Below are 18546 nucleotides of genomic sequence, written 5' to 3' on the forward strand. Positions count from 1 at the left end.
TTGGTGCTTTTGTACATTAGAGGTGAATATAATGAAGAAAATATTATTAATTGAAGATGAAGAACATATAAGAAAGTTTGTAAAGATAAGCCTTAAGAGAGAAGGTTTCCAAGTAGTAGAAGCAGAAACTGGAGAACTTGGTATTGAAGAAGTTGCAAAAGAGAGCCCTGATATTGTAATACTTGATATAATGCTTCCTGGAATTGATGGATATAAAGTGTGTGAAATTCTAAAGAAAAGTTATCCACAGATGGGAATAATAATGCTTACTGCTAGGGCGCAAGATGGGGATAAAATTATGGGATTAGAGTTTGGTGCAGATCACTATATTATAAAGCCCTTCAACCCATTAGAGCTTATAGCTATTATTAAATCTTTACTTAGAAGAATGGAACTAGGCAATAGTCTTAAGAGTAGAGAAATTATATCTGGAGCTTTTAAAATAGATTTAGATAGTAAGGTACTATACAAAAGTGGAGTAGAAATAGAATTAACCCCTAAAGAATATATGCTTATAAAAATGTTTATGGAAAATCCCAATAAGGCTTTTAGTAGAGATGAACTTCTAGATATGGTGTGGGGCTATAATTACATAGGAGAAAACAAAATTATTGATGTAAATATAAGACGTATTAGAAGTAAGATCGAAGATAACTCATCTAAACCTAAATATATTGAAACTGTTTGGGGAACAGGATATAAGTGGAGGGAAGATTAATTGAAATCCTTAAAAACTAAGATTTCTAGCAGTAATATAATTGTAATAGCTATAACAATATTTATAGTTCAAATTATGGTTTACGTAGCTATCAAAGGATATTACTATAGCAATCTAGAGGATACTATATATGGCCAAATTAAGATATCATCAGATTTTTATAATACATACTTGTCCTCCAATACTGTAAAAGAGAATATATTTAATGATAATGATACATTTTGGAGTAATACGGATTGTAGAGTTCAAATAATAGACTTAGAAGGTAATGTTATGATGGATTCTTCAGGTTATATTTCAAAGGACAGAATACTAACTAGAGAAGTTAAAGCAGCAGCTAGTGGTAATACTGAAGGGGAAGCTAATATATATCAAAACGAAAATAATAATGAAAAGATTATTTGTGTAGCATATCCACTTTTTTTTGACACAGATGTAGATGGAATATTGAGATTTAGCGCCTCTACTAAAGATATAGATAAAAGCATAAGGGAGATATTGTTTATAATAATTTTATTAGGCATACTAGTAATTTCCATTTCTTCAACTATAAGTTTATTTATTTCTAATAGTATAATGAAGCCTTTAAAACTAGTCTCTGTGGGAGCAGAAAAGATGGCTAAGGGTAACTTTAAAGAGAGTATACCAAATTACTCTAAGGATGAGATAGGAAGTTTAGCTGATACTCTAAACTATATGTCTGAGGAGATACTAAAAAATGAAAGACTAAAGAATGAATTTATTTCATCTGTATCCCATGAACTTAGAACACCTCTAACTTCTATTAAGGGCTGGGCCATTGTGTTAGAGTCCTCAGATTTAGAAGATAAAGAAGAAGTAAGAGAAGGTCTTAAAATTATAGAGTCAGAGGTTGAGAGATTAACTTATCTAGTAGAAGAATTATTGGACTTTTCAAAGTTAATTTCAGGTAAAATCACTTTAAGAAAAGAAATGATAAGTATAGGTGAGTTTACTCAAGATATATTAAGACAATTAGAACCTAAACTACTGTCTCGAGGGATAGAGGTCATATTTGAAGAACTACAGGTTAAACCTATAGAAGTTGATAAAAATAGAATGAAACAGGTTTTAATAAATATTTTAGATAATGCTATAAAGTTTTCACCTAATGATTCTAAAATAATAGTTAAACTAGTAGAAGATGAAAAATATTTAACTATATCAATTAAAGATTATGGCTATGGAATTTCTAAAGATGAACTACCTCATGTTAAAGAAAAATTTTATAAGGGAAGAAATATAAATGCAAGCAATGGGATAGGGCTCTCTATATGTGAAGAAATTATAACTCAGCATGGCGGACTTTTAAAGATAGATAGTGAATTACAAAAGGGTACAGAGGTTATTATAATGTTACCTAGAGGAGATATGAGATGAAAAGATTAATAAGAATACTGATAACTTTTATGTTAGCACTTATTCTTACTGGTTGTAATAAATTTAACATAGAAGTAAAGAAACCGAATAATGATTCTATTTTAAAGGGACAATGGCAAGTTAAAAATTATGTAGGAATTACAGAAGAGGAAATATTTAATTGTAATTTATTAGACAGCAAAGTGAGTTTTAGTAATGAAGAGGTATTTATGTTTGATAAGGCATACAAGAACATAACTTATAAATCTAAAGTAGTAAGTGGTGAACAATACATTTATAATACTATAGGCTTTATACCTGATTATTTAAAAGATACTAAGGAAGTAGAAGTTGTAACCATATCGTCTAAAAATACATATTTAAAGGAAGTTATTGTTATAGATAAAGGTGTATTAGTAATACAGGACGATGTTTTACTTTATCTTGAAAAAATAGATGATAACCCTATGGAGAATGTCAATGAAAAAACTGGTGTAGATGAAACAGCAGATAATGAGAAAATTAGTAATGGAGTATTAGTAGGCATTAAAGGTAAAACTGATGAAGGTTTCACATATAAAACTCTTTGGATAGCCTATGATGGTAAAAAAATATATAGTAAAGAGGTTCCATTCCTGCTTTTACCACGTAAAAATGGATTCTTTAAGGTTTCAATTCATAGAGAATATATTGAAAACAATTATAAGGATGATATAGAATTTGTATTTTTAAGTGGCAATCCATCTGAAAAGCAAGCTGATCTAAAGGTAAATAAAGAACCAAATATAAATGTATCAAAAGAGATAAATTTTATAGGAAATGATTATATAAGTATTAAAGTTCATGAAGAAGGAGAAGATCATAGGGCAGAAAAGTTAGGGACATATTTAATTGATACTATAAATATGGAAGGTAAAGGAGCAGTTTCCTTAGGAAATATTAGTGAACAGAAAAATATAACTAAGTTTAATAATGAAGCACAAGGACTTCATATAGAAGATATAAATAAGTTTACAGATGTTTCTATCAAAAGAAATCAAGGAAGATGGCAGATTTATACTGTTCATAGTAAAAAGGATGAAAGCATTGAAAATAATATAAATATTCATTTAAAAGTATCTAAGAATGTAGCCAGGTATGATAGGCTATTTACATCATGGCAAGGAATCAAAAATCAGGTTCCATCAGCGGAGGATGCATTATCGTCCCCTAATAAAAATATGACTATAATAAAGACAAAATCAAGTTTATATGGATATAAAATAGAAGATGGAAAAATCAGTGAATCACCAGAGTTAACTATTTCTTTAAATGGTGATGAGGAGATAGTTATGGCAGAATGGGCCATGGAAGAATTTGTAGGATATTGGACAGAACAAGTGAATTCATTACTTAAGTCAAGTGAATAGTGTAGTATATAAACCAAGGAAAAGCCAGGCAATAATTTGCCTGGCCTTTTAGTTATCAGATATAATTTTAGCTACATCCAGTGGTTGTTCCACAATCTTGACAAACCTTACATGTACCATTTCTCACTAAGTTTGTACTTGAACAGTTTGAACAAACCTCGGAGTAAATACGCTCACCTTTTATTTCTGATTTCCCATGGTCAATAGAAGTAGTAGATACTTCATTATGATGAAGTGTTGGTTTTACCATATCCTTAGGGTTAGGTTTGATTTGGCAACGAGAATAGTCACCAAGCTCAATATCTATAACCTTACTGATTAAGTCAGAGATGGAGCTAACATGCTTAATGTAAGGATGTTTTTGCACAAAGCCATAAGGTTCATATTTTTGGCCTCTAAGCATTTTAGCAATATCTGCTGCAGGAACATGATATTGTAGCATTACAGAAATAGATTTAGAAAGAGAATTTAAGAGTCCAGTTATTATAGTTCCTTCTCTATCTGTAGTTATATAAATTTCAGAAATTTCTCCACTTGTTCTTCTATTAACTGTAGTGTATATTTTAACATCATCTATTTGAGCAGGATGAGTAGTTCCAAATCTAATACCAATTGGTTTTTCACGAGTAAATACAGTAGCTGAAGTAGTTTGATTTTGTAGTTCTTTAGCTTTAGATAAAAGCTCTTCATAAGTTAGCTTTTCTAAATCTGCATCATTTTCTTCTTCTAAAACTGTATTTAAAGGTTGACTAGCTTTGCATCCATCTCTATAAAGAGATATTCCTTTTACCCCAAGGTTCCAAGAATCAAGGACAACCTTTTTAAAGTCATCTACAGTAGCTGTTTTAGGTAGGTTTACAGTCTTAGAAACTGAACCAGATATAAGAGGTGTGATGGCAGCCATCATTAGAACGTGTCCCATAGGCTTAATATATCTCTCACCACTTCCACATTTGTTTGCTGTATCAAAAATGTGAAGATGTTCTTCTTTAAGATGAGGAGCCCCTTCAATCTTACCATCTATAATTTTTTCATACTCATATCCATTTTCATTAACCATTTCTTTTCTAAGAATATAATCTACTATGTCTTTAATTTCATCTTGTGAATATCCAAGGTTATCAAGGGCATCTTCTATAATTGGATTTACTATAGTCATAAATCCACCACCAGATAATTTTTTATAAACAAAGTGGGAGAAGTATGGCTCAATAGAAGTAGCACCACAATCCATAGCAAAGGAAATTGTTCCAGTTGGAGCTATTACAGATACTTGAGCATTTCTATATCCAAATTTTTCACCATACTCTACAGCTTCTTGCCAAAGAGTTTTTAAAAGTTCAGATAGCTCAGTATTACCTTCTGCCTTAAGAATTTCATGATTAACTTCCACAGGGCTATAGTGAAGGTCTTCATATTCACTATCTAGCGCTCCTGCAACCCTTCCATGATTTCTTATTACTCTAAGCATTGCATCTTTATTAATGTCATATTTTTCGAATGGTCCTACTTTTTCAGCCATAAGGGCAGAAGTAACGTAAGAAGCCCCAGTAAGCACTCCAATTAGGGAAGCAGTTAATTGTCTAGCTTCTTCTGAATCGTAAGCATAACCCATTACCATAAGAAGAGAAGCAAGGTTTGCAATTCCAAGACCTGTTGTTCTAAACATATATGTTTTTCTTGCAATATCTTCTGTTGGGAATTGACCCCAGTGAACAGAAGATTCAAGCATAAGTTGTAGTAAAGATACCATATGAACATATCCATCTAAATCAAATACTTTACTATCTTTGTTATAGAACTTATATATATTAATTGAAGCTAAGTTACAAGATGTATCATCTAAAAAAGCATATTCACCACATGGGTTAGTAGAATTTAATCTATTATGCTTTGCACCGAAGTTTCCATCTTCACCACAAGGACATGTATGCCAAGCGTTGAAGGTATCATCAAATTGAGGTGCTGGGTCAGCACATTGCCATGAAGCTAAGTTGAATTCATCCCATAGATCACTCACTTTAATATCCTTATTAATTTTTTCATCTATTCTTCCCTTTAAAGTTATTACTTCATCTGGGTTTTCAGATAAATTCTCAACTTTTTTCATAAATTCATCGCTGAATCTTATAGAGTTATTACCGTTTTGACCAGATACAGTTTCATAAGCTTCACCTTCGAAGGAAGCGTCGTAGCCCATTTTCCCTAAAGCACGAACTTTATCTTCTTCTCTAGCCTTCCAATTTATAAATTCTCTAATTTCTGGGTGATCTATGTCAAGACAAACCATTTTAGCTGCACGTCTTGTAGTACCACCAGATTTTATTGTTCCAGCATTTCTATCAAAGCCCTTTAAAAAGCTCATAACACCTGAAGAAATTCCACCAGCAGAAAGCTTTTCGTCTTTAGCTCTGAGAGTTGAATAGTTAGTTCCACATCCAGAACCACCCTTAAATAGTTTAGTTTCTGTTACATATTGCTCAGAAATTGAGTGAGGTCCTAAAAGTTTATCTTGTATAGATAAAATAAAGCAAGCAGAAGCTTGAGTTCTAGTATAGTTATCTACGCTTTTAACAACTTTTTTTATGTTTTCATCATAATAAAAATGACCTTGATGTTCACCAGCTATGTCATAAGAAAGCTTTAATCCAGTATTAAACCATTGGGGAGAGTTTGGTGCATACATTTGATTTAAGAAGCAATAAACTAATTCATCATAAAGTATAGTAAACTCATCATCATTAGTTATTAAACCTTCATCCTTTAGAGATTCACACCAAAAATTAACTAGTCTATGTGCCACCATTCTAAGACTATTTTCATAGCCTGCTTCATTAGGTACTAAGGCTCTTTTAAAATATTTAGAAGCAATTATATCACAAGCATTTTGTGAATAGTGAATTGGAAATTCTAAGTCCTTCATATCTACGAGAACGGTACCTTTTTTATAGTCTTTTAAAATTACGTCAACTTTTTTCCACTGGAATAAATCGTATACTGTCAAATCTTTATTAGTTTCTAATTCTTTTGTGTAGTATCTTTTTATTATATTGTTAATACTCTTCATTATAAAAGCTAATCACACTGTTATGATTAGCAAGTCACCCCCTAAATACTTCATATACTATATATTGTGTCCGAAATGTGCTTTTGCACTATATGTTGTATTATATTATATAAATTTTTTTCTTACAACTATTGAAATTTCCATTAAACTGTGCTTGTTCACACATGAAAATAGCCTTAAATTAAGTAGATTTCAGTACCCTAACCACTTCAACTGATTAACTAATAAAATTTTATGACAAAGTTATAAAAATTATTACAAACTAATATAATTTCATAATACATATGGAAAAATAAATACATAATTTAGTAATTAGGTGATGAATAATAGGAAAAAATAAATTATTACACAATAGACTTTTAAATTATGGTATCATTACCTTATATAAAAAGATAATAATTATTGTTGTGTTCATATAGTTTTAGGAAATTAAAAAGGTTGAATAAAAATTATGGAAATTTCAAGTATAAAGGATGGATGGAAAATGATAAAAGCAATTAAAGGGAATACACCAATTATAGATGATACATGTTTTATAGCAGAAAATGCAACGGTAATAGGGGATGTAACTATAGGAGAAAATACTAATGTATGGTATAGCGTGGTAATTAGAAGTGATATGGATACCACCATTATAGGAAAAAATACTAACATTCAAGAAAATTCTACAGTACATAATGATTTTGGAATATCTACTAGGATAGGAGATAATGTTACCATAGGTCATAACTGCATAATTCATGGGTGTAATGTCGGAAATAATGTGTTAGTAGGAATGGGATCAATAATACTAAATGGCGCTGAAATAGGAGATAATACAATTATAGGAGCAGGAAGCCTTGTAACTCAAAATAAAATAATCCCGAGTGGAGTATTATGTATAGGAAGCCCTGCTAAGGTGGTAAGGGAGTTAACAGAAGAAGAAATTAAATCTATAAAGTCTTCAGCTGAGAATTACGTTAATATGGGAAGAGAGCATAAAGAAATTCAAGAGTAAAATAATGCTATTGAAACAATATAAGTTAGCCTTATAATAATCAATTTGAATTTTATATAGTTTTAGATAATAAAATTATGGTAGGAGAGATAATTTTGATAAAGTTAGATGTAATAAAAAAAATGACTACAGAGGAAAAATATAAATACATGTTAATCCTCTTAGAAGGCCAGTTAAGTTCGGAAAAAGATATATATGCAAATATTTCTAATGCATCTGCCATTATATATGCTATTTTTGATAAACTAAATTGGAGTGGATTTTACTTTGTAAAAAATGAAGAGCTAGTTTTAGGGCCATTTCAAGGTTTACCAGCTTGTAATAGAATAGCCATAGGAAAAGGCGTATGTGGAACAGCAGTAGCAACTAAGAAAATTCAAAGAATAGATAATGTTCATGATTTTCCAGGACACATTGCCTGTGATTCGGCATCAAATTCTGAAATAGTAATTCCAATAATAAAAGATGATGTGGTTTATGGAGTACTAGATATAGATAGTTATGAATTTAACACATTTACAGAATTAGAAGAGAAATATTTAATAAAATTTGTAGATAAGCTTAATAAATATATTGATTGGAGTCAATTATAAATATAAGCAAAGTTTTAAAAGTGGATAGGAGAAAATAAATGATAGAATTAGGAAAAATTAATACTCTTAAAGTATCAAGAAGTTGTGAATTTGGATATTATTTAGATGCAGAGGGAAAGACAACTTCTGAAGACATACTAATACCAAAGGGAAATATAGTGGGTGAAATAGACGTAGAGGATGAAGTAGATGTATTTGTATACCGAGACTCTAAGGACAGACCTATAGCTACTATGAAGCCAGTAGAAGCTCAAGTAGGAGAGTTAGCTTACTTAAAAGTAGTAGATAAGACTGGAATAGGATACTTTATTAGCATAGGTATAGAAAGGGATGTATTAGTTCCATTTAGGGAAGCACCCTTTGAATTAGAAGTAGACAAAAAATATTTATTTTATCTATATGTAGATAAAACCAACAGAATAGCTGCAACAACTAGAGTAGATAGATACTTACATGATACTACTCATTATAATGTTGGAGAAGAGGTAGAAGGCGTAGTTTATGGAAAACATTCTAATGGAAATTTAGTTGTAGCTATAGATAATACATTCAGAGGAATTATATTAAAAAGTGAATGTTATGATGACATTTCCATTGGTGATAAAATAAAGGCTAGAGTAAAGAAATACTTTGATGATGGTAAAATTCAAATAACCACAAGAAAACCTCGTCTTGAGGAAATGGGAGAATTAGAGGAGGTTATTCTTAGCTACTTAAAGAAGAACCAAGGTTCAATGAGATTTAATGATAAGGCTAGTCCAGATGATATAAAAAAATATTTTAAGGCTAGCAAGAATGCATTTAAGAGATCTTTAGGGGCACTGATGAAAAAAGGACTTATAGAGCAAGATGAAAATGGTACTAGGTTAAAATAAAAAATGTAATTAAAGTTAAAAGCTATCTCAGAATTATTTTGAGATAGCTTTTTAAGTAATATAAATATTTATTGAATAACAATAAATATTTATTGACGTAAAAAGCCTCTTGTGATAAGCTTTGTTTAGAGGTGATAAATTTGAAAAATATGTTATTCAGAAAGATACTATATATTGTATCAGTTTTATCCGTAGTTATAACTATAATAGCTGGAGCAACATTACCTAATATAGTAAATTGGTATCTTAGTAATATATCTACTGCTGGGTTAGATATGGGCGGAGGAATAAAAACATTCTTATATATAACTTATATACCATTTTTATTAATACTTATTTCAGTAATGAAATTAAGTGGAAAGCTATTAAAAGGAAGTCCTTTTTGTAAAGAGAGTATAAAGTCGCTAAAGGTGATAAGTATATGCTCATTCATAGCTTTTGTTATTTATTTAGCAGGAACAATATTCATATATAAGAATTTAATTTGTATAGTTATAACTTTTGCTACCATGATGGTATTTATCATTTCTTCAGTAGTAAGAGAGCTTATAAATAATGGAATTGAACTACAAGAAGAAAATGATCTTACTATATAAGGAAGGTGGATTAATTGATAATTGTTAACGTAGATGTAATGATGGCTAAGAGAAAGATGAGTGCTACTGAACTTTCAGAAAAAGTTGGCATAACCATGGCTAACTTATCTATTTTAAAAAATAATAAGGCTAAGGCAATAAGATTTACTACATTAGAAGCTATATGTAAGGCCTTGGATTGTCAACCTGGTGATATATTGGAATATAAGTAGGAGTAATGAAGATGAAGGTTTTAGCTACAATATTAGGGATTGTAGTTATGATAATTTTAATATTAACTTATATTAAAGTAAGACCTATAATATTTCCAACCTACACAGAATGCCTAGAAGCCAATTGGAACATAAAATTACCTAAGCCAGATAAAGTAACTCTCATAGGGAATACTAGAGGGGGTTTTGACGGTGCTGGAGATGAAATTAATGAAGTAATTTACCATGATGAAGAAGACTTAGAGAAAATAAATAATTCTTTTCAGTGGTTTAACTATGAGGAGATACCTTTTAAAATATCCTATGATGGTGTTATGCTATTAGAAGATAGAGATAAAATAAATCATAAGGAAATTAGTATATCAGATGGTAATCCTGAAAAAGTAATAGAAAAACTAAGCAAAGAAGCTAAATATTTTTATATGGATAAAAATAATAAAAGTGATTTTATTGTATTTATTTTAGAAGGTAATACTTTACAAATATATGAATCTCATAGATGAGTTAAGACGGAATAAAAGGATTGNNCAATCCTTTTATTCCGTCTTAATTTATATATTATTTACTCGGAAAATAGTGTCTAACTTATTATATCCAATAGAATCAGGCAAAAGGTTAGAAAGTTTTGAATATATCTCCATAGTTATATTAGGATCAACATCTTTAAAGGTTTCTATCATTTCAGAATAGAGAGTTCTAAGTTCTTCAATATCATTTAGTTCTCTATATATTTGTTCTAAAAGACTATAGCCTAGTAGAGAATTTTCACTATCAGAATATTTTTTAGCCAACTTTAATCCATATTCTATTTGAGAAATAGCCCCCTTATATGCACCTTCTTTAATATAGAATTTAGCTATGTCCATTAATGTACTAGCAAGATTAGATTTGTCATGGGAAGTTTTAAAATCTATGGCCTTATTAAAATACATTAGAGCATCATTATTATTATTTTCATTTAAATAAGCTAATGCCAAATTATTATATAAATAACCTTTATAAATTCCTAATTCAGACCCAAAGTTATAAAGCAGTTCTTTGTATAGAGTTATAGCTTGGAAAGTAGAATTTTTTCTAAGATAACAGTTAGCTTTTAAAATTGTTCCTTGAATATACATGGTTAGCTCAGTATTAATATCAAGAGTATCTAATAATTTATCTATATAAAGAATGGAATTATCAAAATCATCTAACTTTTTATAGGTTAAAGCTATATTATAGGTACAATTATAATAATTATTTTTATCCTTATTTTCTAAGGTAAAAGAGTGGCATGTACATAGATATGCTAAGGCCTCTTCATAACAAAGAGTTTTGATTTTACACTTAGCCAATTTATTATATATAAATATCATATCATCATCTTTTGTAGGAATAGCACTATATAATTCTAAGGTTTTAGCATAGGATTCAAAAGCTTCATTAAATAGATTTTTATCATATAAGAGATTTCCCTTTTTAATATATAGAGAAGGAAGTATATCTATTAACTTATTAAGTTCTCCAATATGAATTACCTCATCAAGTTCATCATCAGTTAAGTTTAACCTAAGTTTATCCGTGCAATAAGTTCTAGCTTTAGTTTCTTCACTTAATATCAAATCATTCATCCCCTTATTCAAGTAAAATAAAAATCCTTTTACTTATATTTAAGCAAATTAAATTATATTCATATATATTAGTCTATAGTAACTTAACAATTAGTGCAACATTTGGATAATATAAATGAAATGAAATTATTAATAATGAAATGCTATGTATATCATAAAAATATAAGGGAAATTTTATATATAAATAAAGAAAGATGATAAAATTAATTATATAGAAAATTGTTGTAACTACAAATCCTATGTTGTCATCATTATGTCATTTTTTGAACATGAAAGTTCTAGAAATTCATAATATTTTATAAGTTTGCATAAGTATAAGTATTTTAAATAAAAAAGTGATTCAAAATTTTGAATCACTTTTTAAAAGATTTTTTTAAATTTTTAGCTTCGTATAGAATTTTTTTAGATTTATCATATTTTTCCATTTCTATATAAAGTAGAGATAATTTAATATAGATATTTAAAATTTTAACTAAATCTGCATCTTTAAAAATTTCTATTAATATAAGATATATTTCTTCAAGTTTATTATTATCATTTAATTTTATATAAATTTCTTCCAATATAGAGTAGCCTCTTATTAAAAACTCTGCATCAGAATATTTCTCAGATAAAGCTATACCTTCATACAATAGTTCTATAGCCTTATCATATGAATTTTCTTTTACATATGCAGAAGACATATCTATAATACTACGATTTAGTTGTTCAATATCATGTACTTTTCTAAAGCTAATTGATCTATTAAAATAGTCAATAGATTTATCTATTTCATTTAATTCACAATAAATCAATCCTATGTTATTGTAAATCATTCCTAAATAAATTCCAATATTTTCACTAAAGTTATTTAGAATATCAAAATATATAGTTAATGCAAGAGAGTAATCTTTTTTGTTAAGATAACAATTACACTTTAAGATAATGCTAATTATATACAAGCGTATATTAGTATCACAATCACATATATTTAGCAACTCATCTATATATATAAGAGCATTATCATATTCACTTGACTTTTTATATGCAAGAGCTATATTATATAAACAATTTTTAAGATTATCATCATCATTAAACTCTTTACAATAGGAATAGGCTTTAAATAAATATGTGAGAGCTTCTTCATAGGACAGAGTCATAATCTTACATTTAGAAAGCTTAATATATGCAAAAGATTTATTACTGTTATCTTTATTATCATTATGAATTTCTAGTATTTTATAGTAATATACAAAGGCAGTATTATATGATTTTTCTTCATATAGTAAATTCCCCTTTAATAAGTAAGATTTTAAAAGTATATCTTCTAATTTATATTTTTCACCTATTTTTATAACTTCATCTAAATTTTTGTGACTTAAGACAGAATCTAATTTCACATTACAATAGTTTCGCGCTTCTTCTTTTTCAGGAAGAAGTAGATAATTTACATCTAAATTTATATTAGTTTCAAGCTCATCAGCTTTGTTTTGCATAAACTTAAGATAATTTGCTAAGGTTACTCCAGTAAGATTTCTTTTATCGCTTTCAACCATACTAATATAATTTCTAGAAACACCGATTTCTTCTAGTTCTACTTGTTTAATATTTAATTGTTGTCTGAGAGCTTTTAATCTTTTTCCAGGACTTAAGAAATACAAATCCTTCACCTCCTTAGTTAAATAAATGCAATCAATTATATTTTATAGGTAATTATATGTAAAGGCAATGCATAATTAGTTCCATTATATGTATTATATTTCCTATTTGCTTATTATACAATTAGTTTTTTTAGTTATATCTATAATAAAGTTTTATTATAGATATAACTAAAATTTAATCAGTCAATAATTATAAGTTTTTAATAATTACGAAATTTTTACCAAGTGGCCCGGGATCATTTTCATTTAAAATTGAAATTCCAATAAAAGCAGTTAAAGTTAGTGCACATAAAAATACTATACCTTTAGTAAGTTTAGTTTTCATAAAATTCACTCCTTTTAAAATTTATATTAAGCTTTACAATTATGAACAAGATAAAATTGAGAATTATTTTAATGCACAATGTATCTTAAAAAAGTATATAATTAACAGTTGCTTTTTATAAAATATTGTTTATATGTAAATACAAGTTGAATATTGGTATATATTTAAAATACATTCACAGTAATTAATTATATTTTATAACATAATATGTATGAATACAATAATAAAATATAAAAAGTAACAACAAATTTACGTCATAAATCTCTTCTTATTGTATAAATTTGTATATAAGTGAAGAAGTAATTAAAATGTATTATAATTTAAAAGTAACTCATAAAAGGCGTTAATACAGTCCTTTATGAGTTACTTGTTATTTTATTGAAATTTGTCTTTTTTTATTTATCTTTGATAAATAGTTTAATTATTTCATTTATAACTAAAGGTATTAAACTTAGAACAATAACAAGTCCCCAATCTGCTAAAGTAAGAGGTATTACATTAAACATTCTAGCAATTGGTGGTATATAAATAACTGCCATTTGTAATGATATACCAACAACCATTGCATAGATTAAATACATATTTGAGAACAAACCAATTTTAAATATGGATTTATCTGAACTTCTCATATTTAAAGCATGAATTAGTTGAGTTCCACTAAGAACTACAAAGGCTATTGTTTGAGCATGCATTAAAGCTTCAGGATTGTTAGCTATATTAGCAAGAGTAACTCCATCAGCTCCGTATTTGTTAACTCCGTAAACGAAACCTATGAGGGTTAATATACCAATCAAAACACCATTAAATAAAAGAGTAAATAAAGAACCTTTAAATAAACTATCCTTAGGACTTCTTGGTTTATGTTTCATAACATCCTTATCACCAGGGTCTACACCAAGGGCAAGAGCTGGGAAGGAGTCTGTTATAAGATTAACCCATAATATATGAGTTGCATTAAGTGGTGCAGCCCATCCAAAGAGAATACCAAAGAATAGAGTAACAATCTCACCAGCATTACAAGAAATTAAGAATATTACAGATTTTTTTATGTTATTAAATATATTCCTACCTTCTTCAATAGCTGCTACTATGGTAGAGAAGTTATCATCTGTTAATACCATGTCAGAGGCACCTTTAGCAACGTCAGTACCTGTGATACCCATAGCTACACCAATATCAGCAGCCTTTAAGGATGGAGCATCATTAACTCCGTCGCCAGTCATAGATACAATATTTCCTCTAGATTTAAAGGCTTTAACTATTTTAACCTTATGCTCAGGAGATACTCTAGCAAAAACTCTTAGATTTTCACATCTACTTGCAAGTTCTTCATCAGTTAAGTTATCTATGTCAGCACCACTAGCTACTTGGTTTATATCTTCTGCTATAGATAGTTCCTTAGCAATGGCAAAGGCTGTATTTTTGTGGTCACCAGTAATCATTATAGTTTTTATACCAGAAGTTTTACAAATTTCTATAGAGTCTTTAACCTCTAGTCTAGGAGGGTCTATCATACCAACAAGACCAATAAAGGTTAAATCCTTTTCCAACTCATCAACTTCTACATGGGTAGAGTTAACAGTTTTAAAAGCAGCACCTAGAACTCTTAAAGCATCGTCTGACATAGCTGTAGCAACTTTTAAGAAACCATTTTTAATGTCTTCGGTCATAGGTACAACTTCACCATTAATATAAGCAGAAGTACATATATTAATAAGATTGTCAGTAGCACCCTTAGTCATTACATTAAATTTATCTTCATAAGAGTTTACCGTAGTCATTAGTTTTCTGTCAGAATCAAAAGGTATTTCATCAACTCTTTTATGAGTTTTATCTAACTCTTCTTTAAATACATTAAACATATTTCCCATATCTAAAAGTGCTATTTCTGTTGGATCTCCAGTTTTTGATGTAGCCGTAGAAGTAGCATCATTACAAAGGACTATGCTTTCAAGTAAAAGTTTTTCACCATCATTATTTATGTTAAACTCCTTAACTTCTTTTAGTTTATTATCTGTAAAGTATTTAACTACTGTCATCTTATTTTGAGTTAATGTACCAGTTTTATCAGAGCATATAATATTTACAGAACCTAGAGTTTCTACAGAAGGTAATTTTCTAATAATAGCATTTTGCTTTATCATTCTTTGAACACCTAAAGCAAGAACGATAGTTACAATAGCAGCAAGACCTTCAGGAATAGCCGCAACAGCAAGGCTGATAGAAATCATGAACATATCAGTAACAGCTCTATCTTGTAATAAACCTACTGCAAACATAATAGCACAGATACCAATAGCAGCAATACCTAAAACTTTTCCCAGTTGTTCAAGTTTCTTTTGAAGAGGTGTAAGCTCATTTTCACCTTCATCAAGCATTTTAGCTATTTTACCAATTTCAGTATTCATACCTGTAGCTACAGCTATACCTGTAGCTCTACCATAGGTAGCTAAGGTAGACATAAATACCATGTTCTTTTTATCACCAAGAGATACTTTTTCATCTTCAAGGATAAGATTTGCATCCTTGTCTACAGGAACAGACTCACCAGTAAGGGCAGATTCTTCTACCTTAAGGTTAGCACTTTCTATAAGACGGATATCACAAGGAATAAATCTACCTGCATCGATGATAATTACATCACCAGGTACTACTTCCTCTGAAGGAATTTCTACTAATTCTCCATTACGCTTTACTATAGCCTTTGGTGTTGATAATTCCTTTAATGCATCAAGGGCCTTCTCGGCTTTAGACTCTTGAATCATTCCAACTGTTGCATTAACTAAAATAACAATACCGATAATAATTGCATCACTTATTTCCTTTCCTACAACTACAGATAGTATGGCTGCAACTATAAGGATATAAATTAGAATATCATTTAGTTGTGCAAAGAATAGTTGGACTTTAGTTTTTTTCTTTTTTGATGCCAGTTTATTAGACCCATACTTGGACCTAATTTCCTCAACTTGAGATGAAGTAAGACCAGTATCTGGGTTGGTGTTAAACTTACCTATAACATCGTCAATAGAGTCATTAAAATACATAAAATCACCTCATAATTAATAGTGTTAAGCCATACTCTAAATCTAAGATTTAGTTAGTAAAACTTACTGAAATTTAATAAAAGATATTCTTTTATTAATATTTGCAAAAACATAATCACATATGTAGGTAATGTATGTAAAAAGAAAAGACTCATATATAGCGTAAGCACTATACATGAGTCTCATTATTTAATGCAAAGCCAGACTTAAAGCCAAGATGTTGACATTGCCATAGGATAATCCTACTAATTACTCCCTCATATGTAATTATATTTTATATATAAATTATAAGGGATGTACTAATAAATTACAAGATATTTTTTATTAAAATTTAGCAAACAAATTAGGTATCATTCCATAGAATAATATACCTAATAATGCTGCAATAACAATAATTAATATAGGATGAATTTTAGTTTTATAAAGTAGAAAACCAATAATTGCTGCTATTATTAAACTGTTTAAATCTCTGTAGGATTCATAACTAAGAGTTATAAATACAGAGATTATAAGTCCAATAAGAGCAGGTCTCATTCCTTTTAAAGCATGAGCTAGTATCTTTGAATTTTTAAATTTATTAAAGAAGTAATTAGCAAAGGATATGAGTATGAAGGAGGTAGTGACAACCCCTAGTGTAGATAGAACACTTCCTAGAATTCCGCCAGTTTTATAGCCTACAAAGGTTGCAGCATTTATAGCTATAGGACCAGGAGTCATTTGAGATATACCTATGATATCCATGAAATCTGTTTGAGATAGCCAAGCATTGTTGTCCACAATTTCCTTTTGAATTAAAGGAAGCATAGCGTATCCACCACCAAAGCCGAAGGTTCCAATTTTAAGAAAGGCTAAATATAGCTTTAGTAATAGCATCTAATTTTCCTCCTTTGTATTTTTATAATTATCAATGTGGTGATTTCTATTAATATATATTCCATATACAGCAGCAATAAGAATTAAATATACAGGATTAATATTCATAAATACACTAAGAATTACAGTGACTATTACAATAATTATATTAACAGCTGTTTTATCTAAAACCTTTGCCAAGCTATTTACACCTACTAAAATTAGAAGGGGAACGGCAGCATTGATGCCTTTAAAGATAAGTTCAATGACATAAAGGTTTCTGAATTTACTGAAGGCCATAGCTATAATTACTATAATGATAAAAGAGGGAAGGGCTACACCTAAAAGTCCTAAGATAGCTCCTAGAATTCCATTAATTTTGTATCCAATGAAGGTACAGCTATTTATTGCTAAGGCTCCAGGAAAGCTTTGAGATATAGCTATTATATCTATAAATTCATCTTTGTCTATCCAATGGTTTTTATCTACAACTTCTCTTTCAATAAGTGGAATCATGGCATAACCACCACCAAAGGTAAAGGCACCTATCTTAAAGAAGGTTATAAACATATTAATTAAAGTTTTCATAATTGCCTCCTAAATTAATTTAATCTGTAAATAGTAAGAAAATATAGCTAAAATCCTTAACCTTATTTATAATATAATTAAAGGACAAGGGGGTGTTCACATGGAGATATCAAAAGTAGGAAGAAATACTCCAATACAAAGAGAAAGTAAAGTTGTAAATAACAAACAGGACTTCTCTAAAAATTTTAGCTTTGCTAGAGAGCAAAAGTCAGAAGAAGATCTTAAGAAAATGCTTAAAAATATAAAATCTAAAGGTAGCAGACTTGTAATTTCAAAGTGCTATGCTGATGTTAGAGCTTATAAAAAAGAAATAAAAGAATATCTAGAATCAGTACTTTCATTTATGTATTCCATAAAAAAGGATATAAGCTTTTGGCAAACTCAATACTTTGTTACAGTAGAGACTATTGACAATAAATTAGAAGAACTAACACAGATGCTACTTAATGAAGAACGAGAAAACTTAGATATAGCTAGCACTATAGATGAAATATCAGGTCTCATTGTAGATATTTATAGATAAGCATAAATTAATATCTCTAATTATCTTCATTATTAAGTTATACTATAATTTAATATTTTACATATTAAGTTAAGGACCACTGGTAATAAATAGACAATTACCAGTGGTATTTAATTA

17 protein-coding genes are annotated in these 18546 nt (G+C 29.0%); 10 read left to right on the top strand and 7 right to left on the bottom strand.

The window, feature by feature from the left end; translation table 11 throughout:
- Positions 1-31: 31 nt before the first annotated feature.
- From B2694_RS07255 to B2694_RS07265, 3 genes are read left to right on the top strand one after another with little or no spacing between them, the layout of a single operon-like run.
- Positions 32-718 (top strand): response regulator transcription factor, encoded by a 687-nt coding sequence (locus B2694_RS07255; protein ID WP_346885169.1) that lies wholly within the window; start codon positions 32-34, stop codon positions 716-718.
- Positions 719-2116: a HAMP domain-containing sensor histidine kinase gene (locus B2694_RS07260; protein WP_346885170.1), complete on the top strand. Its 1398-nt coding sequence runs from the start codon at positions 719-721 to the stop codon at positions 2114-2116.
- On the top strand, positions 2113-3504 hold the full coding sequence (locus B2694_RS07265) for a hypothetical protein (protein WP_346885171.1): 1392 nt from the start codon (positions 2113-2115) through the stop codon (positions 3502-3504). The genes B2694_RS07260 and B2694_RS07265 overlap by 4 nt, the downstream gene beginning before the upstream one ends.
- A gap of 67 nt (positions 3505-3571) precedes the next feature.
- Here B2694_RS07265 and B2694_RS07270 read toward each other — a convergent pair whose 3' ends face one another.
- Positions 3572-6571, bottom strand: coding sequence for a vitamin B12-dependent ribonucleotide reductase (locus B2694_RS07270; protein ID WP_346885172.1), 3000 nt, complete (start codon positions 6569-6571; stop codon positions 3572-3574).
- Positions 6572-7055: 484 nt separating this feature from the next.
- On the opposite strand from B2694_RS07270, the gene B2694_RS07275 reads away from it, so the two are divergent.
- From B2694_RS07275 to B2694_RS07300, 6 genes are all read left to right on the top strand, one after another.
- Positions 7056-7568 carry a gamma carbonic anhydrase family protein gene (locus B2694_RS07275; protein WP_346885198.1) on the top strand — a complete coding sequence of 171 codons (513 nt, stop codon included), beginning with the start codon at positions 7056-7058 and terminating at the stop codon, positions 7566-7568.
- Positions 7569-7663: 95 nt separating this feature from the next.
- Entirely contained in the window at positions 7664-8161 is a 498-nt protein-coding gene (locus tag B2694_RS07280) for a GAF domain-containing protein (RefSeq protein ID WP_346848548.1), read from the top strand.
- Positions 8162-8199: 38 nt separating this feature from the next.
- Complete coding sequence (locus B2694_RS07285; protein WP_346885173.1) at positions 8200-9036, top strand: CvfB family protein; 837 nt, start codon at positions 8200-8202, stop codon at positions 9034-9036.
- A gap of 149 nt (positions 9037-9185) precedes the next feature.
- Positions 9186-9632 carry a DUF2975 domain-containing protein gene (locus B2694_RS07290; protein WP_346885199.1) on the top strand — a complete coding sequence of 149 codons (447 nt, stop codon included), beginning with the start codon at positions 9186-9188 and terminating at the stop codon, positions 9630-9632.
- Positions 9633-9670: 38 nt separating this feature from the next.
- Positions 9671-9844, top strand: coding sequence for a helix-turn-helix transcriptional regulator (locus B2694_RS07295; protein WP_346885200.1), 174 nt, complete (start codon positions 9671-9673; stop codon positions 9842-9844).
- A gap of 11 nt (positions 9845-9855) precedes the next feature.
- Positions 9856-10347: a hypothetical protein gene (locus tag B2694_RS07300; RefSeq protein ID WP_346885174.1), complete on the top strand. Its 492-nt coding sequence runs from the start codon at positions 9856-9858 to the stop codon at positions 10345-10347.
- A gap of 48 nt (positions 10348-10395) precedes the next feature.
- On the opposite strand, the gene B2694_RS07305 is transcribed toward B2694_RS07300, so the two are convergent.
- From B2694_RS07305 to B2694_RS07330, 6 genes are all read right to left on the bottom strand, one after another.
- The gene (locus tag B2694_RS07305; protein WP_346885175.1) at positions 10396-11445 is read right to left on the bottom strand and encodes a hypothetical protein; all 1050 of its coding nucleotides are present in this window, start codon (positions 11443-11445) and stop codon (positions 10396-10398) included.
- Positions 11446-11807: 362 nt separating this feature from the next.
- Positions 11808-13094 (bottom strand): helix-turn-helix domain-containing protein, encoded by a 1287-nt coding sequence (locus B2694_RS07310; protein ID WP_346885176.1) that lies wholly within the window; start codon positions 13092-13094, stop codon positions 11808-11810.
- Positions 13095-13284: 190 nt separating this feature from the next.
- On the bottom strand, positions 13285-13419 hold the full coding sequence (locus B2694_RS07315; RefSeq protein WP_346885177.1) for a hypothetical protein: 135 nt from the start codon (positions 13417-13419) through the stop codon (positions 13285-13287).
- A gap of 395 nt (positions 13420-13814) precedes the next feature.
- Entirely contained in the window at positions 13815-16466 is a 2652-nt protein-coding gene (locus tag B2694_RS07320; RefSeq protein ID WP_346885178.1) for a cation-translocating P-type ATPase, read from the bottom strand.
- A 324-nt stretch (positions 16467-16790) separates the two neighbouring features.
- The gene (locus B2694_RS07325; RefSeq protein WP_346885179.1) at positions 16791-17339 is read right to left on the bottom strand and encodes a chromate transporter; all 549 of its coding nucleotides are present in this window, start codon (positions 17337-17339) and stop codon (positions 16791-16793) included.
- The gene (locus B2694_RS07330; RefSeq protein WP_346885180.1) at positions 17340-17906 is read right to left on the bottom strand and encodes a chromate transporter; all 567 of its coding nucleotides are present in this window, start codon (positions 17904-17906) and stop codon (positions 17340-17342) included.
- Positions 17907-18006: 100 nt separating this feature from the next.
- On the opposite strand from B2694_RS07330, the gene B2694_RS07335 reads away from it, so the two are divergent.
- Positions 18007-18429, top strand: coding sequence for a DUF327 family protein (locus tag B2694_RS07335; RefSeq protein WP_150846056.1), 423 nt, complete (start codon positions 18007-18009; stop codon positions 18427-18429).
- The last annotated feature ends 117 nt before the right edge of the window (positions 18430-18546 follow it).

It is taken from the genome of Clostridium sp. UBA4395 (assembly GCF_002390995.1).
In the GTDB taxonomy this organism is placed as follows: domain Bacteria; phylum Bacillota; class Clostridia; order Clostridiales; family Clostridiaceae; genus Clostridium_J; species Clostridium_J sulfidigenes.